At 67.7% G+C, this 21,861-nt stretch carries 20 protein-coding genes; 16 read left to right on the top strand and 4 right to left on the bottom strand.

From position 1 onward, the window contains the following. Window positions 1-123: 123 nt before the first annotated feature. A complete protein-coding gene (locus IEX43_RS15260) occupies window positions 124-438 on the bottom strand; it encodes a hypothetical protein (protein ID WP_104186438.1) in 315 nt (104 codons plus the stop codon). A gap of 219 nt (window positions 439-657) precedes the next feature. On the opposite strand from IEX43_RS15260, the gene IEX43_RS15255 reads away from it, so the two are divergent. The 4 genes from IEX43_RS15255 to IEX43_RS15240 are packed head-to-tail and all read left to right on the top strand — an operon-like array spanning window position 658 to window position 4,486. Then, window positions 658-1,770, top strand: coding sequence for a PP2C family protein-serine/threonine phosphatase (locus IEX43_RS15255; RefSeq protein WP_188812304.1), 1,113 nt, complete (start codon window positions 658-660; stop codon window positions 1,768-1,770). Then, the gene (locus IEX43_RS15250) at window positions 1,767-3,746 is read left to right on the top strand and encodes a glycosyltransferase family 2 protein (protein WP_188812303.1); all 1,980 of its coding nucleotides are present in this window, start codon (window positions 1,767-1,769) and stop codon (window positions 3,744-3,746) included. Before IEX43_RS15255 ends, IEX43_RS15250 begins: the two co-directional genes overlap by 4 nt. Further along, entirely contained in the window at window positions 3,736-4,068 is a 333-nt protein-coding gene (locus tag IEX43_RS15245; protein ID WP_188812302.1) for an STAS domain-containing protein, read from the top strand. Before IEX43_RS15250 ends, IEX43_RS15245 begins: the two co-directional genes overlap by 11 nt. Beyond that, a complete protein-coding gene (locus tag IEX43_RS15240; RefSeq protein ID WP_188812300.1) occupies window positions 4,061-4,486 on the top strand; it encodes an ATP-binding protein in 426 nt (141 codons plus the stop codon). The genes IEX43_RS15245 and IEX43_RS15240 overlap by 8 nt, the downstream gene beginning before the upstream one ends. A 104-nt stretch (window positions 4,487-4,590) precedes the next feature. Here the strand turns inward: IEX43_RS15240 and IEX43_RS15235 are convergent, their stop codons facing one another. Further along, window positions 4,591-5,817 (bottom strand): GAF domain-containing sensor histidine kinase, encoded by a 1,227-nt coding sequence (locus tag IEX43_RS15235; protein WP_188812299.1) that lies wholly within the window; start codon window positions 5,815-5,817, stop codon window positions 4,591-4,593. Between the two features lie 272 nt (window positions 5,818-6,089). Here IEX43_RS15235 and uraD point away from each other — a divergent pair, with 272 nt between their 5' ends. The 11 genes from uraD to IEX43_RS15180 all read left to right on the top strand — a co-directional run bounded on the left by uraD (window position 6,090) and on the right by IEX43_RS15180 (window position 17,616). Then, window positions 6,090-6,587, top strand: a complete 498-nt coding sequence (gene uraD, locus IEX43_RS15230) for a 2-oxo-4-hydroxy-4-carboxy-5-ureidoimidazoline decarboxylase (RefSeq protein ID WP_188812297.1) — start codon at window positions 6,090-6,092, stop codon at window positions 6,585-6,587. Then, window positions 6,584-6,922 (top strand): hydroxyisourate hydrolase, encoded by a 339-nt coding sequence (gene uraH / locus IEX43_RS15225; protein WP_066279543.1) that lies wholly within the window; start codon window positions 6,584-6,586, stop codon window positions 6,920-6,922. The genes uraD and uraH overlap by 4 nt, the downstream gene beginning before the upstream one ends. A 92-nt stretch (window positions 6,923-7,014) precedes the next feature. Beyond that, complete coding sequence (locus IEX43_RS15220) at window positions 7,015-7,329, top strand: hypothetical protein (RefSeq protein WP_188812295.1); 315 nt, start codon at window positions 7,015-7,017, stop codon at window positions 7,327-7,329. A 58-nt stretch (window positions 7,330-7,387) separates the two neighbouring features. Continuing rightward, window positions 7,388-9,067: an amidophosphoribosyltransferase gene (purF, locus tag IEX43_RS15215; protein WP_188812293.1), complete on the top strand. Its 1,680-nt coding sequence runs from the start codon at window positions 7,388-7,390 to the stop codon at window positions 9,065-9,067. Further along, on the top strand, window positions 9,064-10,224 hold the full coding sequence (gene purM / locus IEX43_RS15210) for a phosphoribosylformylglycinamidine cyclo-ligase (protein ID WP_174175153.1): 1,161 nt from the start codon (window positions 9,064-9,066) through the stop codon (window positions 10,222-10,224). The genes purF and purM overlap by 4 nt, the downstream gene beginning before the upstream one ends. A gap of 379 nt (window positions 10,225-10,603) precedes the next feature. Continuing rightward, window positions 10,604-10,912 carry a hypothetical protein gene (locus IEX43_RS15205; RefSeq protein WP_188812291.1) on the top strand — a complete coding sequence of 103 codons (309 nt, stop codon included), beginning with the start codon at window positions 10,604-10,606 and terminating at the stop codon, window positions 10,910-10,912. Window positions 10,913-11,122: 210 nt separating this feature from the next. Continuing rightward, window positions 11,123-11,926: an ATP-binding cassette domain-containing protein gene (locus tag IEX43_RS15200; protein ID WP_188812289.1), complete on the top strand. Its 804-nt coding sequence runs from the start codon at window positions 11,123-11,125 to the stop codon at window positions 11,924-11,926. Beyond that, the gene (locus tag IEX43_RS15195; RefSeq protein ID WP_229666488.1) at window positions 11,923-12,837 is read left to right on the top strand and encodes an ABC transporter ATP-binding protein; all 915 of its coding nucleotides are present in this window, start codon (window positions 11,923-11,925) and stop codon (window positions 12,835-12,837) included. Before IEX43_RS15200 ends, IEX43_RS15195 begins: the two co-directional genes overlap by 4 nt. Further along, the gene (locus IEX43_RS15190; RefSeq protein ID WP_188812288.1) at window positions 12,834-14,168 is read left to right on the top strand and encodes an MFS transporter; all 1,335 of its coding nucleotides are present in this window, start codon (window positions 12,834-12,836) and stop codon (window positions 14,166-14,168) included. The genes IEX43_RS15195 and IEX43_RS15190 overlap by 4 nt, the downstream gene beginning before the upstream one ends. Before the next feature lie 80 nt (window positions 14,169-14,248). After that, window positions 14,249-15,799 (top strand): ABC transporter substrate-binding protein, encoded by a 1,551-nt coding sequence (locus IEX43_RS15185; RefSeq protein ID WP_188812286.1) that lies wholly within the window; start codon window positions 14,249-14,251, stop codon window positions 15,797-15,799. Then, entirely contained in the window at window positions 15,799-17,616 is a 1,818-nt protein-coding gene (locus IEX43_RS15180; protein WP_188812284.1) for an ABC transporter permease subunit, read from the top strand. Before IEX43_RS15185 ends, IEX43_RS15180 begins: the two co-directional genes overlap by 1 nt. 209 nt (window positions 17,617-17,825) lie before the next feature. Here the strand turns inward: IEX43_RS15180 and IEX43_RS15175 are convergent, their stop codons facing one another. Further along, window positions 17,826-18,059, bottom strand: a complete 234-nt coding sequence (locus tag IEX43_RS15175) for a DUF3073 domain-containing protein (protein WP_050053419.1) — start codon at window positions 18,057-18,059, stop codon at window positions 17,826-17,828. A gap of 272 nt (window positions 18,060-18,331) precedes the next feature. On the opposite strand from IEX43_RS15175, the gene IEX43_RS15170 reads away from it, so the two are divergent. After that, window positions 18,332-18,991, top strand: a complete 660-nt coding sequence (locus tag IEX43_RS15170; RefSeq protein WP_188812282.1) for a septum formation family protein — start codon at window positions 18,332-18,334, stop codon at window positions 18,989-18,991. A gap of 49 nt (window positions 18,992-19,040) precedes the next feature. On the opposite strand, the gene clpB is transcribed toward IEX43_RS15170, so the two are convergent. Continuing rightward, window positions 19,041-21,686, bottom strand: coding sequence for an ATP-dependent chaperone ClpB (gene clpB / locus IEX43_RS15165; protein WP_188812280.1), 2,646 nt, complete (start codon window positions 21,684-21,686; stop codon window positions 19,041-19,043). Window positions 21,687-21,861 lie beyond the last annotated feature (175 nt).

Here is a 21,861-nt window from a genome sequence, read left to right as displayed (position 1 = left end):
GCCAAAAGGAGTGCGTCCACTGTCATGAGTCCCGCAATGAGGTACGCCCAACCTGTCCACCAACCCATAACAATCTCCTGACCCGGTAACCCCCAGCCACTCGATTGCTCATAAGTGTGGCACCTAAAGCGCCAGGACGGAACGCCCTCCGCCCGCAGTCTTGAAAAGCGCCTCCAGCCTCACGTGTGCTTCCGTCTCCAGTTTGAGCCGGCGGGTCAGGCGTTCCACCTGCTGCGACATCTCATCCCCCACCGGAAGCCGGTCTCCCGGCCAGCTCCACACCTCCCGGGACTCGGCCAAAGCCGCCGCCAGCGCCGTGGCCGCAGCGCGCACTTTCCGCCTGTGGAAGTAGACCCGCAGCAGCGCCCGGCCCTTGTCCAAAGCCGCCAAGGCTGCGGCCTGGACCGCTGCCTGATCTATGATCCTGATTTGCCCCATGACGCACCTTTTCCGAGCCGTCCAGCCTCCCGGCGGACCGTCCTTGGCCCTGCTCCGGTGAAGCTGCTCCGTGCCTTCGAGTGTCCCGGGCATACCTCAATGTCCGGGCAAGCAGGTCCAAGGATTTCCACAAGATCCGTACTCGCCGGTAGCGGCTCTGCCACCCGTGTGAAGCGCTGCGACATGCCCCGTAGGGGTTAATACGGTAGAAGTAGACCTATGGTCTCTCCCATCGAATCGCGTCGTGCCGTTGTCATCGAGGATGACCCGGACATCCGCGGGCTGCTGGTCCGCGTCCTTGTTAAGCAGGGATTCGACGTCACCCAGGCGGGAGCTGGGCTGGCGGGGGTGGAGGAAGTGCGCCGCGTGCAGCCGGACCTTGTCACGCTGGACCTGAACCTGCCGGACCTTGACGGTCTGGAAGTCTGCAAGTTGCTCCGTGAATTCTCGGACGCCTTCATTGTGATGCTGACCGCCAGGGCCGATGAGCTGGATAAGCTGACCGGTTTGGACAACGGCGCGGACGAATACCTCAGCAAGCCGTTCAGCCCGCGCGAGCTCCAGTCCCGGATCAATGCCCTCTTCCGCCGCCGGCCCTCCGCAGCCGCGGATTCAGCGGCGCGCAGCGAACTGCAGCGCGCCACGGAGGTGCAGAAAAGCCTCCTGCCCCAGGAGGACATCCAGGTTGAGGGCTACGACGTCGCAGGGGTGTTCCGGCCCTCGCGGAACGTTGGCGGGGACTTCTATGACTGGTACCAGACTCCGGACGGGCTCCACCTGACCTTCGCCGACGCCATGGGCAAGGGCATGGGCGCCGCGCTCATCGCCGCAACGGTCCGCGCCGTGATGCGCTCCACGGGCCTGCGGCATGACCTGGACACGGCCTTCCGCTCGGCGAGCAAGGCGATCGCCGCTGACCTGGACTCCTCCAATTCCTTTGTCACCCTCTTCCACGCCCGCCTGGACGCCGCTTCCGGAACGGTCAGCTATGTCGACGCCGGCCATGGGCTTGCGCTGCATGTCCAGTCCGGCGGGACGGTCCACCGCCTTCCCTCCGGCGGTCCCCCGGTGGGCGCCTGGGCAGGAACGGAATGGCCGCAGTCGGCCCTGGACCTGCTGCCGGGGGATTCGTTGGTGGTGGTGAGCGACGGCGTCCTGGACGTTTTCGACTCCGTGGAGGACTTCACGGACGCCGTGCTCCGGGCAACGCACAACCAGGAGTCGGCGCAGGCTGCGAGCACTGCCATCCTCGCCCTGGCCCCGGCCGCCACGGCTGAGGATGACGTCACGGTGGTTGTGGTCCGCCGGCTTCCGCAGGAGGCAGCGGCATGACCCGCTTCTGGACCCGGCTTGTTGTTGTCCTGACCGTCATCACGGGCGTCAACTACATCGCCTGGCGCTGGGCCGCCTCGCTGAACTGGGATGCCTGGTGGATCGCGCTGCCGCTGGTGATCGCCGAGACCTACAGCCTCATCGACGTCATGCTCTTCGGCATGACGGTGTGGAAGCTGAAGATCCGCAAGGCCGCCCCGCCGCCCCCGCCGGATGCCACCGTGGACGTCTTCATCACCACGTACAACGAAGACCTGGACATGGTGATGACCACCGCGCTGGCGGCGCAGAAGATCAGGCACCCGCACAGCACCTGGATCCTGGACGACGGCGCCCGCCCCGAGCTGAAGGCCCTCGCCGAACAGCACGGCCTGGGCTACGTCACCCGAAGCGAGGACTGGACCTCCAACCTGCCCCGGCACGCCAAGGCCGGCAACCTCAACAACGCGCTGATGCAGACGCACGGCGAGTTCCTCCTGATCCTGGACGCGGACCAGATCCCGGAGCCGGACATCCTGGAAAAGACCCTCGGCTATTTCAACAACCGCCGGGTGGCGCTGGTCCAGACCCCTCAGTACTTCAGCAACGTTCCCGCCGACGACCCGCTGGGCAGCCAGGCGCCCCTGTTCTACGGCCCCATCCAGCAGGGCAAGGACGGCTGGAATGCTGCCTTCTTCTGCGGTTCCAATGCCATCCTGCGCCGGGAGGCCCTGATGCAGCTGGGCCTGGTGGGCTACGTCAAGGAGACCGAGAAGAGCATCCGCCGGGCGCTGGCAGCCTCGCGCTCCGCCATCAAACAGGCCCGAAAGTCAGCGGACATGGAAACGCCGCTGGTGGCCCAGGTGCTGGATGAGGTTGAAGCCGCCACCCGCGAGGCCCAGAAGGAGCTCGACGCCGGGCAGCCGCTGGGCGAGATCACCTACCGGGTCCGCCGCCGCGTGGACGCTGCCGTGCAGACCCTGGTGATGGCCGACGTCGAAGCCCTCCAGGCGGACCTCGAAGAGATCGCCGCCATGGAACTGGCCCACGTGGGCGAGTCGGGCGTCCCGGTGGTGGCGGACGACGCCGTGCAGCGGATGTCCGCCCGCGACTGGTCGCCGCTGGGCGCCCTTGAATCGGTGCAGGCCGTCCTGGACGCGCTGTCCGTGGAACGCAACGACGAAGCCCAGCCGGTCATGCCGCTGGCCACCATCTCCGTGACCGAGGACATGGCCACCGCCATGCGCATGCACGCCATGGGCTGGGAGAGCGTCTACCACCACGAGGTCCTGGCGTACGGCCTGGCGCCGGAGGACCTGAAGACCATGCTCACCCAGCGCCTCCGCTGGGCGCAGGGCACCATCCAGGTGCTGCTGCGGGAAAACCCGCTGGTCCAGAAGGGCCTCAAGCTGGGCCAGCGGCTCATGTACTTCGCCACCATGTGGACCTACCTGAGTGGCTACGCGGCGGTCATCTATTTCGCCGCACCCATCATCTACCTGCTGCTGGGCATCCTTCCCGTCACCAGCCTGAGCTGGGATTTCTTCATCCGGTTCATCCCCTTCATGGTGGTCAACCAATTGCTGTTCGCCGTTGCCGGCCGCGGCATCCCCACCTGGCGCGGGCAGCAGTACAGCCTGGCGCTGTTCCCCACCTGGATCAAGGCGTGCTCGACGGCGGCCCGCAACGTCTGGTTCGGCCGTCCCCTCGGGTTTGCCGTCACCCCCAAGGCCCGCCAGAGCGGCGGACCCAGCTGGAGCCTGATCCAGCCCCAAATCGTGGTGTCCGTCCTGCTGGCCGTGGCCGCCGTCGTCGGAATCATCCGCCTGGCGACCGGCCTGGCGGAACCCCTGGGCACCCTGGTGAACGTGGCCTGGGTCATTTTCGACCTGGTGGTCATGAGCATCCTGGTCCGCGCCGTGCTCTACAAGGGGTACGAACCGGCCGCGGAACCCGCAGAACCAACTAATACGGAAAGGAATTCCGATGGAGTTTAGTTATGAGGTCAAGGACTCGTACGCCGAGGTGAAGGCGGACGGGCGGCTCAACATGGTCTCCGCGCCGAAGCTGCGGGAGTTCGTCACTGACGTGATCGCGAGCGGGTCCAACCGGATCGTGGTCAACCTGGAAAACACGGCGTTCATGGACTCCTCAGGCCTGGGGGCGCTCATTGGCTGCCTCAAGGCTGCGCGCCAGGCCGGCGGGGATCTCCGGATCGCGGCCGTCCAGCCGCAGGTGAAGATGGTCCTGCAGCTGACCAGCATGGACAAGGTGCTGACGTCCTACGGTTCAGCCGAGGAGGCGTTCGGCAATGACTAACGTTCTGGCGTCCCGCAGCTTCCGGGGACCGGCTGCCGACGAGGCCATCGAAGCCGTCCACAACCACCTGGACAGCCTCTGGCTCGACGTCCCCTTCGTGGGGGACATGGACCAGATGACGTTTACGACGGCGGTGATCGAGTCGGCGTCGAACATCGTCCAGCACGCGGAACCCGTGGGGCAGGATCCTGTGGAGCTCGGTGTGGACATCGAGGTCCAGCCCGCTCTGCTGCAGGCCCGCGTCAGCGCCTACAACGCCAAGCCGCCGTTCGGACCGATGACCCCCGGATCACCGGACGAGGACGCCGAATCGGGCCGCGGGCTGGCGCTGATCGAAGCACTGGTCACCACCGTCACGTTCGAGCGCCAGGACGGCACCAACACCTGGGTCCTCACCCGGACCTCCCAGCACGACTGACCACCCCTAAGCCCGGCCACCCCGCAGGAGTTTTTGTCCAGATATGCAGGGTTCCAGCGCCTGACACCCTGCATATCTGGACAAAAACTCCGGGTGGGGGTGGCTTAAGTCGCGGCGGGGAACAGCACGGAGACAGTCGCCCCGCCGCCGGGGGTGTCCGTGATGGACAGCTCTCCCCCGTGCGCCTGGGCGATCCGCTGGCAGGTGGACAATCCAAGCCCTGTTCCGGGGCCGTCCCCGGGGCGGTTCAACCTGACCAGCGGTTCCACGGCCCGTTGCCGCTCCGACGGCAGCATGCCCTTGCCGTTGTCTGCCACCTGGAGGGTGACGCCCATTGGTCCGGTGTCGGCGCTGACGGCCACCCGCAGCGGGCGGGTGCCGCTCCGGTAGTTCAGGGAGTTGGCCAGGAGGTTCTGGACCAGGGTCCGCAGCTGGGACCGGTCGGCAAACAGTTCCGCGTCCTCGCAGGAAATTCCACTGCCGGCCCCCAGGTCCAGTCCGAGGTCCCGCGCTGCCTCCGCCGTGACGGCCAGCAGGGACACCGGTTCCCGGTTCAGCGCTCCGTCCGCCTTGGAGTAATCCAGCACGTCCTCCAGCATTCCCAGCATGCGGCGCCCGCTGCTGCCGACGTATCCCAGGTACTCCACGGAGGGATGGCCCGCCGGGATGTCCGGATCGTCCTCCGCCAGCTCCACGTAACCCAGGATGGCGGTGAGCGGGGCGCGGAGGTCGTGGCTGACCCGCCCGGCGAACTCGGACAGCAGGGCGTTGCTGCGCCGCAGCCCGGCCAGGGCGTCGCTGAGCTGCAGGGTGCGGTGCTGCAGCTCCAGGAGCTCCACCACCTGCTGGGCCAGCATTTCCAGCATCCCTATCTGCCCGGTGCTGGGGCGTCCGGACTCATTGGAGAAGACGCACAGTGAACCGAGCACCAGCCCCGCCGGGGTCTCCAGCGGCACGGACGCGTAGAAGCGGACGTCGGCAATCTCTCCGGTGACAAACGGGTTGGCGGCGAAACGGGAATCCTGAGAGGCGTCGGCCACCACTGTTGTGCTGTGGCTCAGGAAGACCGTGGCGCACATCGAGTCCTCCCGGGAGCAGATCCCGGGGTCGATGCCGAAGGCCGCGATCTGCAGCTGCTGCTCCGCGGTGATGATGTTGACCACGCTGTAGGGCACGCCGCACAGGGAGGCGGCGAGCTGGACCAGGTTGTCCAGCGCACTGCGGGTGGAGGCGTCCGCAAGGACCGGCAGCTCGTCCGCAGCGGCAGGGACCAGCCCGTACTTCCGCAGTCCCGCCTCGCGTGCCGCGTCCTGATCGGTCAGCATTTGCATAGCCGTCCCGTCCATCTTCTTTTGCGCCCCCCAGCATCATCCATTCGAGCTCCCCGGCTCTCCCGTGATGATACCGGCTGGTCCTGTGCGCTGTTGTAGTCTTCTTGACACCACCGGAAGCCTGCTTTTGAATATTACGTATGCTGAAATAACAGTTCCATGATGCGGAAGCCTGGGATGATGCGAAGTTGCATCGCCGGGTGCCGGGAAGTCCGGCCTCCGCATAGCCGTCACCATGGATGCCAGCAGATTCTCACAAGGGACCAGCCAGCATGAAGCTTGCCGAATTCAACTCCGCGGAACCCGCCAGGGCCGCCGAAACCCTCCGACCCTGCATCGACGTCGCCCGCTGGGTGGAGACCGTCGCCGCAGCCCGCCCGTTTGCCAGCAAGGACTCGCTCCTGGCCTTTGCGTCCCAGGCAGCGAGCCCCTTCACGTCCGCCGAGGTTGAGTCCGCCATGGCGCACCACCCCCGCATCGGGGAACGTCCGACGGCGGCCACCACCGAGGCGTCCATGTCACGTTCGGAGCAGGCCGGGGTGGACCCTGCGGACAGCGCGGTCACCGAGGCACTGGCCCGGGGCAACAGGGACTACGAGGAAAAGTTCGGCCGGGTCTTCCTGATCCGAGCCGCCGGCCGCACCGCCCCTGAAATCCTGCGGGTTTTGAATGAACGGCTCGCCAACACGCCGGCCGAAGAGGACACCATCGTGGCCCAGCAGCTGCGAGAAATCGCCGTACTGCGGCTGGAAGGACTGATCACCGAATGAGCGTCTCCCACGTCACCACCCATATCCTCGACACCGGCGCCGGACGCCCGGCGGCGGGGGTCGCCGTCGTGCTTTACCGGAACGACGGCGGCACCTGGCGGCATGTTGCCGACTCCACCACGGATGCCGACGGCCGCGCCAAGGACCTTGGCCCGGAGCAGCTGGAAGCCGGGCACTACAAGCTCAACTTCGCCACCGGGGACTACTACGCCGGCCTGCAGACGGCCACGTTCTTCCCCGAGGTGGACCTGGTGTTCGAGGTGACCGGCCCGGAGCACTACCACGTGCCCCTCCTCCTCAGCCCGTTCGCGTACTCCACCTACCGCGGCAGCTGACCTGGCCCCTGGAGTTTTTGTCCATTTAGCAAGCCGAAACGCGCGATCAACGGCCGTTACGTGGACAAAAACTCCGGCAGTAGGCTTGATGCATGCCTTCTGAACAACCCCCCGCCGAGCGCCGCGAAGTTACCGTCCGCCGCGCGCCCAAGTATGTGCCGTTCCTTATCCTGGGCGCACTGGTGGGTGTCGCGGCCGCAGCGGTGGCCGCCTACGCGGTGCCCGCGAACCCCAGCTTCGACGCCGGCGCGGTGTTCGGCTTCTTCATGGTGTGGTTCGCCGGCGGCGGCGCCATCCTCGGTGCCGTACTGGCGCTGGTCCTGGACCGCCGGAGCATCAGGCGGCAGCAGCGGGCCGTGGTGGAAGCCGTGCCGGATTCCGAGCCGGACACGGACGGGCAGCCCTAGCCCGGTCATAAACGGGCGGCCGGAAAAGTCATACCCCATGTCGTGAGATAATCGACCAGTGGCACGCGGCGATGGAAAACTTTCCCATGATCTTCTCCCCGGCGAAAAAGGCCCGCAGGACGCTTGTGGCGTCTTCGGCGTTTGGGCACCAGGTGAAGAAGTAGCAAAACTTACCTATTACGGGCTGTATGCACTACAGCACCGCGGTCAGGAGTCGGCTGGTATTGCCACCAGCGACGGCAAGCGGATCAACGTCTACAAGGACATGGGACTCGTCTCCCAGGTCTTCGACGAGACCACGCTGAACACCCTGACCGGGCACCTGGCGGTGGGACACTGCCGCTACTCCACCACCGGAGCCAGTCACTGGGCCAACGCCCAGCCCACCCTCGGTGCCACCAGCACCGGAACCGTGGCCCTGGCGCACAACGGCAACCTGACCAACACCGCCGAGCTTAACGCCATGATCCAGGAACGGAACGGCGGCCAGCTCACCGGCGAAATGAAGCAGGGCAACACCTCTGACACTGCCCTGGTCACCGCCCTGCTGGAAGGCGAGCCGGGCAAGAGCCTCGAGGAGACCGCCACCGAGCTGCTGCCCAAGATCAAGGGCGGCTTCTGCTTCGTCTTCATGGACGAAGGCACCCTCTACGCTGCGCGCGACACCTACGGCATCCGCCCGCTGGTGCTGGGCCGCCTGGAGCGCGGCTGGGTTGTCGCCTCCGAGCAGTCCGCCCTCGCCACTGTTGGCGCCAGCTTCATCCGCGAGATCGAGCCGGGCGAATTTATTGCCATTGACGAGCAGGGCGTGCGTTCCCAGCGTTTCGCGGAGCCGACGCCGGCCGGTTGCGTTTTCGAGTATGTTTACCTCGCGCGTCCGGACGCCGCCATCGCCGGCCGCTCCGTGTACGAGTCCCGCGTGGAAATGGGCCGCCAGCTGGCCCGCGAAAACACCCAGGCGGCGGACATCGTCATCCCCGTGCCGGAATCGGGAACTCCCGCAGCCGTGGGCTACGCCGAGGAATCCGGCATTCCGTTCGCGCACGGCTTCGTCAAGAACTCCTACGTGGGCCGCACCTTCATCCAGCCCTCGCAGACGCTGCGCCAGCTCGGCATCCGGCTCAAGCTCAACGCCCTCGAATCGGTGATCCGCGGCAAGCGCGTGGTGGTGGTGGATGATTCGATCGTCCGCGGCAACACCCAGCGCGCCATTGTCAGGATGCTCCGCGAGGCCGGTGCCGCCGCCGTCCACGTCAAGATCTCCTCCCCGCCCGTGAAGTGGCCCTGCTTCTACGGCATCGACTTCGCTTCCCGCGCGGAGCTGATCGCCAACGGCGCCACCATCGAGGAAATTGCCCAGGCCATCGGCGCCGACTCGCTGGCCTACATCTCCGAAGACGGCATGATCGGCGCAACCCGCCAGCCGCGTGAGCGGCTGTGCACCGCCTGCTTCACGGGCAAGTACCCCATTGAACTTCCGGGCTCGGACAAGCTGGGCAAGAACCTGCTGGAGCGTACCGACCTGGGCGGACTGAAGCCGTCGCCGTCCGCCCTTCCCGGCTCCACCGCCGCCCTCTCCGTCGATTCCCACGAAGACCCGGCAGAGAAGGCCGGCGCCACCGGCTGCGATCCCGGGCCGGACTCCGAGTTTGAAAACCTGCTTACCGAAGCCGACCTCGTGCCAGAGACCCATCACGTAGCCACCACCCCCGGCGCCGACAAGAAAGAGTCCGTATGACTTCCGCTGCCCCCGCCTCCGGCAACACCTCCGGGAACACTGCCGGCATCACCTACGCCTCCGCGGGCGTCGATGTTGAAGCCGGCGACCGCGCCGTCGAGCTCATGAAGGGTGCCATCAAGGCCACCCACAACTCCTCGGTGATCGGCGGGGTGGGCGGCTTCGCCGGCCTCTACGACGTCTCCAGGCTGCTCACCTACAAGAAGCCACTGCTGGCTACGTCCACAGACGGCGTTGGAACGAAGGTGGCCATCGCCCAGGCCATGGACATCCACGACACCATCGGGTTCGACCTGGTGGGCATGGTGGTGGACGACATCGTGGTGGTGGGCGCCGAGCCGCTGTTCATGACGGACTACATCGCCTGCGGCAAGGTGGTGCCCGAGCGCATCGCCGATATTGTCCGCGGCATTGCCGCCGCCTGCTCCGTGGCTGGCACCGCCTTGGTGGGTGGCGAAACCGCTGAGCACCCCGGCCTGCTGGGCGAGCACGAGTATGACGTGGCGGGAGCCGCCACCGGCGTCATCGAAGCCGACCACCTGCTGGGACCGGACCGTGTCCGTGCCGGCGACGTGGTGATCGGCATGGCCTCCTCCGGCCTCCACTCCAACGGCTACTCCCTGGTCCGCCGGGTCATCAACCACGCAGGCTGGGCACTGGACCGCCAGGTCTCCGAACTGGGCCGCACGCTCGGCGAGGAACTCCTGGAGCCCACCCGCGTGTACGCAGCGGACTGCCTGGACCTTGCCCGCACCTTCCCCGTCACCGGCGGCGCGGCCGTGCATGGATTCAGCCACGTCACCGGCGGCGGCCTGGCCGCGAACCTGGCCCGCGTCCTCCCCCACGGCCTCGTGGCTACCGTGGACCGCTCCACTTGGGAACTGCCGGCCATCTTCAAGCTGGTGTCCGAGCTGGGCAACGTCCCGCTGGCCGACCTCGAGCGCACGCTGAACCTGGGCGTGGGCATGGTGGCCATCGTGTCCCCCGAAGCCGCAGACGCAGCAGTTGCCCGCCTCAACGACCGCGGCCTGCCGTCCTGGGTGATGGGCACCGTCACCGAGGATTCAGACGCGATCCTCAAGTCCGGCCCGGACTACGTGCAGGGCGCCAAGGGTGTGGACGGCGGCGCTGTCCGGCTGGTCAACGCCTACGCCTAGATTTTTTCGAGTGCTCCGTATCAGCCGTTTTCACGCTCCATAACGGCTATTACGGAGCACTCGATGCGTTTAACAGGGACCGCTCTGAGCACCCTCACTTGACTACTAAGCATACTTAGTTTTAGGTTTGAATCTGGAAGTGCATAAGAGATAGTCAGCCGGGCCATCCAAGGCTTGATGCCCCGCCGGAATCCACCGGCGCCTGGGCGCCCACCCGGCTGAACCGCCTTCCCCCGCCGCACCGGCGGATGCCAGAAGAAGCAACCACAGAGACGCCCGTCCCCATCCGCTATGCATCAGCACGGCCGTCAGGCAGTCCAGGGTTTACCCGCGGACTGCAGGACAGGGACACCGGGCAGATATCAAGGGAGCGAAAACTATGTCAGTTCTTAAGAAAGCCACCGCCGCAGCCGCTGGAAGCCTGTTCCTCATGGGCGCCGTTGCCGGACCTTCGCAGGCGGCAGACAACACCACGTTGAATGACGGCCTCGTCAGTGTCACGGTGGGCGACATCACCGTCAAGGATGCTGTTGACGTCAATGTGGCCGCCGGCGTCGCAGCAACCCTGTGCGACGTTGCGGACATCGGCTCAATCGCGGTTCTCGGTGAAGCAGTGGATGCCACCGGCACCGAGGAAACCGTCTGCGATACCGCGACCGGCCCCGTCCGCATCGCAAATAACAAGTAAGCGGAGCCACTGAGGGGCAGGCAGCACGCCTCACCCAACACCCTCTTTTGAAGCTTCATGCGAAGAGCCCCGGCCACTGGCCGGGGCTCTTTTGCGCGCACACGCCAAGCGCACGAACCACGATGCCCGCATATTTGCATCTTAATGCGAATGATTATTGATAGCATGTGAATCGACCCCTGCTCAGTCCTCACATGAAATGACGTTGCCATGCCTGCACCCGCCCTGTCCGTGACAGACCTCGCGCTCTCAAGCGGCGGCCGGCAGTTGGTGCATCCCCTGACGTTCTCATTGGCGGCCGGTGAGCGTGTCGCGCTGCTGGGCGCCTCCGGATCGGGCAAGTCGCTGACGGCCGCAGCCCTGGCCGGCTCGCTTCCCGAGGGGATATCAGCCGGGGGAACCATCACCTTCGGGGCAGGATCCGGGGCAGGATCAGGCAAGGACCGGGCCGCACTGATCCGCCAGGACCCGGCAACGGCCCTCAACCCCCTGGTTCCGATCGGCAGGCAGCTCGCCATCCCCCTGCGCTCCGCTGGATACAGCCGCCCAGACGCAAAGGCTGAAGCCGCCCGGCTGCTGGCGCGGGCGGGCATCGGGGAACCCGCCCTCTTCCTGCCGCGCTACACGGGCCAGTTGTCCGGCGGGCAACTGCAGCGCGTCTGCATCGCCCTTGCCCTGGCCTGCGGCACCCCCGTCCTGGTAGCGGACGAACCCACCACTGCCCTGGACGCCGTCACACAAAATACCGTCCTGGAGACCCTCCGCATGTGGAGCACCGGGGGCCGCAGCCTCCTGTTCATCACCCATGACCTGGCCGCGGCCGCCTCGCTGTGCACACGCGCCCTGGTGATGGAGGCCGGGCGCATCGTGGAGCAGGCTCCCATGGCGGACCTGCTGCGCAACCCCCTGCACCCCTACACCGTGCGTCTGGTCCAGGCTGCCTCAGGGTCAGCGGACAGTTCAGCGGAAGGTGCGGCGGCGCGTTCAGCAACAGCGACGGCGGTGGCAGCGTGAGCGACGGCGGCGCGTTCAGCAACAGCGACGGCGGCGGGAGCGTGAGCAACAGCGGCGGCAGCAACAGCGGCGGCAGCGTGACCGGAGCACTTGCCGCAGACAGGGTCTCCTTTGCCTATCCGGCACCCCGCTTCAGGGGCGGGGTGCACGGCACCCGCCACGACGGCACCCTGCACAACGGCACCCTGCACAACGTCAGCCTGCACCTGGCACCCAGCAGCAGCACCGCCCTGGTGGGAAGCTCGGGCTCCGGCAAATCCACCCTGGTGCGCATCCTGCTGGCGCTGGCAAAACCCTCCGCAGGAACGGTGGCCCTGGGCGCCCGCGAGGTGAGACCCGGGCTCGCGCGGTCCCTCCGCTGGTACCGGCAGGCCGTGCAGTACATCCCGCAAAACCCGGCAGGAAGCCTGGACCCGCGCATGACCGTTTCCCAGCTGCTGGGGGAGCCCCTGCGCCAACTCCGCGTGGCGGGCAACCACAGGGCGCTGGTGGGTGAGGCGCTGGAACGCGTCGAGGTCCCGGCCGGGCTCATGGAACGCCGGCCGGGCGAACTGTCCGGTGGCCAAAACCAGCGCGTGGCCATCGCCAGGGCCCTGGCTGTGCAGCCGGCCTACCTTCTGGCCGACGAGCCCGTCAGCGGCCTGGACCTTCCCCTCCGGGACACCGTCCTGTCGCTGCTCAGCAGCCTGGTGCGCGAGGAGGGCCTGGGCCTGCTCCTGGTCACCCACGATCTGGGCACCGCTGCCCGGATGTGCGGCACCACCTCCGTCATGGCGCATGGCCGCATCGTGGAGCACGGGCCCACCCACCGGGTACTGGACAGCCCGGGGAGCCCCGAAGCGGCCGCGCTGGTGCAGGCATCAGCAGCCCTGCACTTTCCCCCCGCCGTTCCGGCCGGTGCTGCCCCGTGACGACTCTTGAAACCACAGGACAGACCGCCACAGCGCTGCGCCCCGCTCCCGGGCTGCTCCTGGCCAGCCAACTGGTCTTCAACATCGGCTTTTACGCCGTGGTGCCTTTCCTGGCCCTGGTCATGACGCGCGACTTTGGCCTGGCGGCAACGGCTGTGGGTATCGTCCTGGGCGCGCGCGTCTTCAGCCAGCAGGGGCTCTTCCTGGTGGGCGGCATGATCACGGACCGGTGGGGAGCGCGGCGGGCAGTGCTGGCGGGCTGCCTGGTCCGGGTTTCGGGCTACCTCACGCTGGCCATGGCCGGCAGCTTTCCCCTGTTCCTCCTGGGCGCGGTACTCACGGGCATGGGCGGCGCCCTCTTCTCACCGGCGCTGGAATCACTGGTGGGGAAGGCAGAAGAACGACGGCGGAGCACCGGCGGGAAGGCACCGGCGCTTTTTGCGCTGCTTGCCATCTGCGGGGAAATCGGAGCCGTGGCAGGTCCCCTGTTGGGCGCCCTGCTGCTGGGCGTTTCCTTCACCTGGGCCGCGCTGGCCGGGGCAGTGGTCTTCACCGTGATGGCCGGGGTGCTGTGGCACAGCCTGCCTGCCGAAGGCCCACGACCGGCACCGGCCATGCAGAAGCCCGCCACCCCGCTGCGGCCAGCCGCCCTGCAGACCGAAAGAACCGAGGGGACCGAGGGTTTCGATGGTTCCGAGCGTTCCGGAAGAACCGGAAGAACCGAGGGGACAGCCGCAATGCTGCGGGACAGGCGCTTTGTGGCGTTCGCCGCCTTGTACAGCGTGAACCTCCTCGCCTACAACCAGCTCTACTTCGGCCTTCCCGTCGAGCTGGCCAGGACAGGAGCAGGCCCAGAGGTGCTGGCCGGCCTGTTCGCCGTCGCATCCCTGCTGACCGTTGCGCTGCAGTGGCCCATCTCCCGGCTGACAGCCAGGATAGGTGCAGGACGGGCCCTCACTGCGGGGTTCATCCTCAAGGGCCTGGCCTTCGGCACCATGGCCGTACTGGCCCAGGTGCCGGCCGCCGGAACCATGCAGCTCCTGCCGCCGCTGCTGCTCGTGGTGGGACTGTGCCTCGGCCACATGTGCATCGGCCCGGTGGCCATGCCGCTGGTCCTGGACTTTGCCCGCGGCCGCCGGACCGGGATCTACTACGGCCTCCTCGCGAGCATGGGCGGCTGCGCCGTACTGCTGGGCAACACTGTCCTGGGACCGCTGTACGCAGGAGCCGCCCAGCCGGGGCCTGACGCCGCCTGGCCCTGGGCGCTGCTGGCGGCACTCACGGTGCTTCCCGCCGTCGGACTTCCCAGGCTCCTGCCTGCCAAAACGTAACCCGCCGGAACCTGGCTCCGGCGCCCAGACCCGGCAAGACAGCATTCAAACAACCCAACTGAAGGAACAGGTACTCCCCCATGTCCAAACACCGCCTCCGCCCGGCGCTCACCGGCCTGTCAGTGCTGCTCCTGGCCACGAGCCTGACCGGATGTTTCGCAGCCGGAACCGATCAGGCAGCCGGCCCCGGCACCGATTCAGGCCGGATCAAGCTGGCCATGCTCCAGCCGCCGCGGTCCGGCTTGTCCCCGCTGAGCGATGACGCGTTCAAGCTGTCCCGCTGGAAAACCGCCGAAACGCTGGTGGAGCTGGACGAGCTCGGTGAGGCACAGCCTGCGCTGGCCACCGAGTGGCAGCAGACCGGTCCGGCCTCCTGGAGCTTTACCCTGCGGAAGGGTGTCGGGTTCCATGACGGAACAGCGATGACCGCGGCAGAAGTAGCGGCTTCGCTGACCGCCGCGGCGCAGGCCAGCCCCAAGCCCCGGATCCTGGACGGCGTGGAGCTCACCGCAGAGGCCGGGGACTCCAACTCCGTCACCATCACTACGGCGACGCCCGACCCCCTCCTCCCCCAGCGGCTGTCCAGCCCCCAGCTGGCCATCCTCGCAGCCTCGGCGTACGGGGAAGGCGGCGTGGTCAGCCCGGTCAATGCCGGAACGGGGCCCTACCGCCTGGTTTCGGTCGACGGCACGTCCTCGGCCCGGCTGGACCGTTTCGACGGGTACTGGGGACCGCAGGCGGAGGCGGCGGGCGTTGACGTCCAGTTCGTCCCGGACGGAACCGCCCGGGCCGCCGCGCTCCGGACAGGTGACGCGGACATCGTCGAAGCCATCCCCGTGGGCCAGGTGGCCCAGATCGATCCGGCGCTGGTGCACGAGGTGCCCATGCCGCGGACAAACACGCTGTACCTCAACACGGCCTCGGGACCGTTTGCCGATCCCGCTGTCCGCGCCGCCGCCCGGGCCGCAACCGATGCCGGCACCATCGTGGACAGGGTCTACGAAGGCCGGGCGGACCAAGCCGCCGGTCTGCTGGGCCCGGCCCTTCCCTGGGCCGCGGAGCAGCGGAACAGCGCGGATTACGCGGCCGCCCTGGCCACCCGGGCGGCTGCAACCGCGGTCCCGGGAACGCCCATCCGGCTCGGAACCTTCACCGACCGCGCCGAACTGCCGGAGGTGGCCGTCCAGCTGGAGCAGCAGCTGGAGGCTGCCGGCTTCGTGGTGGAACAGGACGTCAGGGAGTACCAGCACATCGAGGCGGACGCCCTGGCCGGTAAGTTCGATGCCTTCATCCTCTCCCGCGCCACGGTACTTGATTCCGGTGACCCGGTGGCCTACCTCTACAGCGACTTCTCCTGTGCAGGCTCCTTCAACATCTCCCAGTTCTGCGACCCCGCGGTGGACGCCGCCCTGGCCAAGGCCGCTGGCATTCCTGCCGGACCCGAGCGAAGGGCCGCCATCTCCGCGGCCGAAAGCCTCATCCTTGCCCGTGACGCCGCAGTCCCCCTGCTCCACGAACGCGTCATCCAGGGCGAATCCACGCGCGTGGGCGGAGTGGAGCGTGACCCGCGCGAGCGCGCGCTGGTGACCAGCAGGACCCGGATCGCCGGCAGCACAGGCACCGCAGGCTGATGCCCGGCGGAACGGCTTTTGTGAAAGTCACCGTTTCACGGGTCCTCGCCCTGGTAGCCCTGGTGGTGTTGATCGGCATGATGCCGTGGCTCTCGGGCCGCGGCGCCGAGTACACGATCCTCCGGGCACGGTACTCGGACCGGGAGCCAACACCGGAGGCCCTGGCCGCCGTCCGGGCGGAACTCGGCCTGGAGCAGGGGCCACTCCCCCTGTTCCTGTCCTGGATCCGTGGCGTGTTCGCCGGAGACCTGGGCACGTCCTGGATCAGCAACACGCCCGTGGCGCCCGGCATCGTGTCCGCCCTCAGTGTCTCCGTGACCCTGATGGCCTTTGCCCTTGCCGCGGCCGCCATCATCGCCCTGCTCCTCTGCACACCCGCGGTCATGGACGGGCTGCGGCAAAGGAGGAGGCCGGCGTCGGGAGCCCTGTCCGCAGCCCTCACCTCCCTGCCGGAGTTCCTGCTGGCCGCCATGCTGCTGGTGGCCGGTGCCATCTGGCTCCGGTGGTTCCCGCCCTTCGGGTGGAAAGGTCCGGAGTACGCGGTGCTTCCGGCCCTGTCCCTGGGCATTCCTGCAGGCGGGCTGATCGGGCTCCTGGCCTCAGACGCCATTCGTGCAGGGTTCGCCGAACAGTGGGTGGCCACGTGGCGGATGTCCGGGGCCGGGCCTGTCCGGCTGACCGCCGCGGTGCTCCGCCGCGCACTGCCGGCAGTGCTTCCGCAGATCGGGCTGGTCCTGATTGGACTGACCGGCGGCGCAGTAGCTGTGGAAAAGGTCTACGCCATCCCTGGGCTCGGACGGGCGCTGCTCGGAGCCGCCAGTGCGCAGGACATCCCCACGCTCCAGGCGGGCATGCTGGCGCTCATGGGCCTCGCCCTGCTGGTGGGAACGCTGACGACGGCGGCGCGGTACCTGCTGATCGGGCCTGCGGTCCGCTTCGGCACGCTTCCGCTCGCGGAACCTCCGCGGCCGGGGAACCGCCGCCAGCTGGCCCTGCCTGCGGCGGCCGGTGTCACCTTGCTCCTGATTGTAGGGGCCGGGCTGCTGCGCGAGCCCTTCACCTCGGACCATGCCAGGCTTGCGGCTCCCGGCTGGTCGCTTCCGTTCGGTGCCGATGCCAGCGGGCGCGACCTGCTGGCCCGTGTGGGGCACGGAGCCGTGGGGACGCTGGGGACCGCGCTGGTTGTGGTGCTGGCCTGCCTGGTTGTGGGAATCGCCGTCGGGCTCTTTCCGCTGGCAGCCACGGGACCCCTGGAGGTGGCGAACGCGGCACCGCCCATCCTCGCCGGCCTGGTGGTGGCGGCGCTCAGCGGCCCCTCGGCACACGGCGCTGCCGTGGCGGTGGCCGCCGTCAGCTGGGCACCCTTGGCCGCGCACACGGCGGCGCTGGCCCAGGAGGCACGCGCCCAGCCCTATGTGCAGATCCTTCCGGTGCTGGGGGTGGGGAGGGCTCGGATCATGTTCCGGTATGTCCTTCCGGCGGTGGCATGGCCGTTGCTGCGCCACGCGATGCTCCGGCTGCCGGGGGTTGCCCTTGCGCTGGCGGCCCTCGGTTTCCTGGGATTGGGCCCGCAGCAGCCGACGCCGGAGTGGGGACTCATCCTGGCCGAGGGCATTGGCTATGTTGAGCGCGCGCCGTGGGCGGTGCTGGCACCCGCGTCCGCGCTGGTCCTGGCGTCGGTGGTGGCGGTGGGGCTGGCAGGAGCCGGACACGGGGCCAGGGTCACCGCCGTTAACAGTGCGGGAGCCGTCCCGCTGCCCGGGACAGATCCGGTGCCGGCCCAGGAGCGCGTGCAGGCGCCGGCAGGGGCGCGGTAGGCCTCCGGGGCAGCAGAAAGCCCGCTGCCTGCTCCGTTTCCGGTGCGGGCAGCGGGCCTAATAACTGAAGTCAGCCCCTGCGGTCCAGCTGGACCGGGGGCCGAAAAGAAGCGCTGCACTGGTCCAAAGACCAGGATCCATGCATTGGGTCCACTGGTGCTGCGGCGTCACCAGGGCTGCCCCGTTACGGCAGCAGCACCTTGCGACAACTAGCCGATCCGACGGGTGTCTACCTCGTCGTCGTCTTCTTCCAAATCATCCGCGTACTTATCCACATAAGCCGAATAGTCAGGTTCGACTGGCTCATTCGCATAATGGCTCGTGGCACGACTGCCCGGACCCGTCAGCTCACGCTGAAGTGCCGAATAGTCAGTGTTCGGGGAGTAGTACTTGATATCCCGAGCCTGCTTGGTAGCTTTTGCCTTTTGACGGCCGCGCCCCATGGCGTGACCCCCTTTTGTACTTGGACCGGAGGTGGTCACCTTGGCGTAGGTGAGGCCCCGGAATGTTTGGTCAATTTGTCGTACACCTAGATTACATGCTTTCGACTGCCCCCGCTTGCCACGTGCGGCGCCCTGGGGTGGCCTGGGTTACCATCAGGGCGCCAAACCGCGGGTTTCCCGCTTTTTTCTTCGGTAGAGTCGCTAAAACATCTGTTGATATCCGGGCAGCGGGCCGGCCCGCCGCTGCGCAGAGAACCAGGAGGATGCACCACGTGAACCACCAGGACGTCCCGCCGAAGCCGGCCTTGCCACCCGCCGCCGGCCTGCCGCGCGTGCCTGCACCCGCAGCCGAACCGGTCCTGCACCCCCGCATGGAACCGGAGGACGCAGCGCATTCCGGAAGGGTCAACGGGCGGACGCTGTGGATTGCAGTGTTCGCTGTTGTGCTGCTGGCCGTCGTCGGTTCCCTGGTGTGGCTTGCCCTGTGGCTGAACTCAAACCAGGAGCCGGGCGCCTCCGGAAGTGGTGCTGCGGGGGTGCTGGAAACCACGGTGGAGCCTCCCGCCACGGCGCTGCCGCTGCCCCGCGAGGGGGTCCCGCCGGCAGAATTCGCGCTGGGCGACTGCTTCAAGGATTTCGACCCCGAAGCACTGGCATCCACCGTGGTGGCCTGCGATACCGGGCACTCGGCCCAGCTGGTGGCATTGTTCCGGTACCCGGAGGGTGATTCCTACCCCGGCGCCGAGGCACTGAAGGCCAAGGCGCTGGAAGCGTGCCAGGCCGCCAGGCTGGGCCCGGCCGCCAACGACTACGACCTCAACTACGAGCGCAGCTTCCCGAGCACCACCAGCTGGGAATCCGGTGACCGCAGGGTTGACTGCTACGTGACGGCACCCGGCGGGAACGTGATCAACGCAAGCGTGCTGCCCTAGCGGCCACGCCGCCAGGGCAGCACCCTGTGTGTTGCCCTGGCGGCGTGGCCTAGTCCTTGCGGCGGACCGAGAGGCCGCTGCTGCGACCCTCTGCGGCAGGGAGGTCCGTTCCGGCTGCGGTGAGTTCCCCGACGTCCGCGGCCGTGTCCACCACTACCGTGTCGCCGTCGCTGATATCGCCGGCCAGGATGGCTTTCGCCAGGCGGTCGCCGATCTCGCGCTGCACCAGTCGGCGCAGGGGCCGGGCACCGTACGCGGGATCGAACCCGGAGAGGGCCAGCCAGGCCCGCGCACCTTCCGTGACCTCGAGCGTCAGGCGGCGGTCGCGGAGCCGGCGTCCCAGTTCGTCCACGTGCAGTTCCACAATGTGCGCCAGCTCTTCAACGGTGAGGGCGTCGAACAGCACCACCTCATCCAGCCGGTTCAGGAACTCGGGCTTGAAGGACGCATTGACGGTGGCCATGACGGCGTTCCGCTTGGCGTCCGGGTCCAGGGTCTGGTCCACCAGGAACTGGCTGCCCAGGTTGGAGGTCAGCACCAGGATCACGTTGCGGAAGTCCACGGTGCGGCCCTGCCCGTCGGTGAGCCGGCCGTCGTCGAGCACCTGCAGGAGGATGTCGAAGACCTCGGGGTGGGCCTTCTCCACCTCGTCCAGCAGCACAACCGAGTACGGGCGGCGGCGGACGGCTTCGGTGAGCTGGCCGCCTTCCTCGTAGCCCACGTACCCCGGAGGCGCACCCACCAGCCGGGCCACGGAGTGCTTCTCCCCGTACTCGGACATGTCAATGCGCACCATGGCGCGTTCGTCGTCGAACAGGAAGTCCGCCAGCGCCTTGGCCAGCTCCGTCTTTCCGACGCCGGTGGGCCCCAGGAAGAGGAACGATCCGGTGGGGCGGTTGGGGTCGCTGATGCCGGCCCGCGCGCGCCGGACAGCGTCGGAGACAGCAGTGACGGCCTTCGCCTGGCCGATCAGCCGCTTGCCCAGTTCCTCCTCCATGTGGAGCAGCTTCTGGCTCTCGCCCTGCAGCATGCGCCCGGCCGGGATGCCGGTCCAGGCGGAGATGACCTCGGCGATATCGTCAGCGGTCACCTGCTCGGCAACCATCTGCGTGGATTTGTCCACGACGGCGGCCTCGGCTTCCGCTGCCACGTTCAGCTCGCGTTCCAGGGCGGGAATCTCGCCGTAGAGGATGCGGGAGGCTGTTTCCAGGTCACCTTCGCGGGCGGCCTTGTCATAGGCGCTGCGCAGTTCATCCAGCTTGGCCTTGAGGTCGCCCACCCGGTTGAGGCCTGCCTTTTCGGCCTCCCAGCGCGCCTTAAGCGCATTCAGCTCCTCTTCCTTATCCGCCTTGTCCGCCCGGAGTGCGGCCAGCCGCTCAATGGACGCGGCGTCCTTTTCGTCCTGGAGGGCCAGCTCCTCCATGGTGAGCCGGTCCACCAGCCGCTGCAGCTGGTCGATTTCCTCGGGCGCCGAGTCGATCTCCATGCGGAGCCGGGATGCGGCCTCGTCCACCAGGTCGATCGCCTTGTCCGGCAGCTGCCGGCCCGAAATGTAGCGGTTGGAGAGCGTGGCCGCAGCCACCAGCGCGGCATCCGCGATGGTCACCTTGTGGTGCGCCTCATAGCGCTCCTTCAGGCCGCGGAGGATGCCGATGGTGTCCTCCACGCTCGGCTCGCCCACGTACACCTGCTGGAACCTGCGCTCCAGCGCCGGGTCCTTTTCGATGTTCTCCCGGTACTCGTCCAGGGTGGTGGCGCCGATCAGCCGCAGCTCGCCGCGGGCCAGCATGGGCTTGAGCATGTTGCCGGCGTCCATTGAGGAGTCACCGGTGGCGCCGGCGCCCACCACGGTGTGGATCTCGTCGATGAACGTGACGATCTGGCCCTCGGAGTTCTTGATCTCCTCCAGGACAGCCTTGAGCCGCTCCTCGAACTCGCCGCGGTACTTGGCGCCCGCCACCATGGATGCGAGGTCCAGGGCGATGAGGGTCTTGCCGCGGAGGCTTTCCGGCACGTCCCCGGCCACGATGCGCTGGGCCAGGCCCTCCACCACGGCGGTCTTGCCGACGCCGGGCTCACCGATGATCACGGGGTTGTTCTTGGTGCGGCGGCTCAGGACCTGGACAATCCGGCGGATTTCGGCGTCCCGGCCGATCACGGGATCAAGCTTGCCGGAGCGGGCCATGGCGGTCAGGTCCGTGCCGAACTTTTCCAGGGACTGGAACGTGTTCTCCGGATCCGGGCTGGTGACCTTCCCGTCGCCGCGGACACCCGGCAGGGCGGCGAGCAGCGCTTCATGGGAGGCGCCGGCGTCGCGCAGCAGGCGGGCCGCGGCATCGTTGCCGGCCGAGAGGCCCAGGAGGAGGACCTCGGTGGAGACGAAGGTATCGCCCAGCCGGTCCGCTTCCTCCTTGGCGTTCTGGATGGCCTGCAGTGCGGGGCGGGAGAGCTGCGCCTGCTGGCTGGAGCCGCCGGAGGTAGCCGGGAGTGCCTTGATGGCGCTGCTCGCCTGGACGCTGACGGAGTCCGGGTCCGCACCCGTGGCGCGGAGCAGCGCCACGGCGACGCCTTCGCGCTGGTCCATCAGCGCCTTGAGCAGGTGGGCCGGCTCAACCTGGGGATTTCCGGCCGTGGAGGCGTTCATAGCCGCAGCCGAGAGAGCCTCCTGGCTCTTGGTGGTGAATTTGACGTCCAAAGAGAGCTCCTTCCGGGGGCAGTTTTATTAACTTGAGTCTACTACGCTCAACTTTGGTTTTGCGCCGTTCCTGACGACTGTTTGCCTACAGCGAAACAGCTCCACGCGGCCGGCGACAGGGGCGACAGACCCTATTTCGGCGGGGCTGGTGCTTGCCCCCGATGCAGGACAGTCC

The sequence above is a fragment of the Pseudarthrobacter polychromogenes genome (assembly GCF_014644495.1).
GTDB classification, from domain to species: domain Bacteria; phylum Actinomycetota; class Actinomycetes; order Actinomycetales; family Micrococcaceae; genus Arthrobacter; species Arthrobacter polychromogenes.
This window is presented reverse-complemented; position numbering and strand designations above follow the sequence as displayed.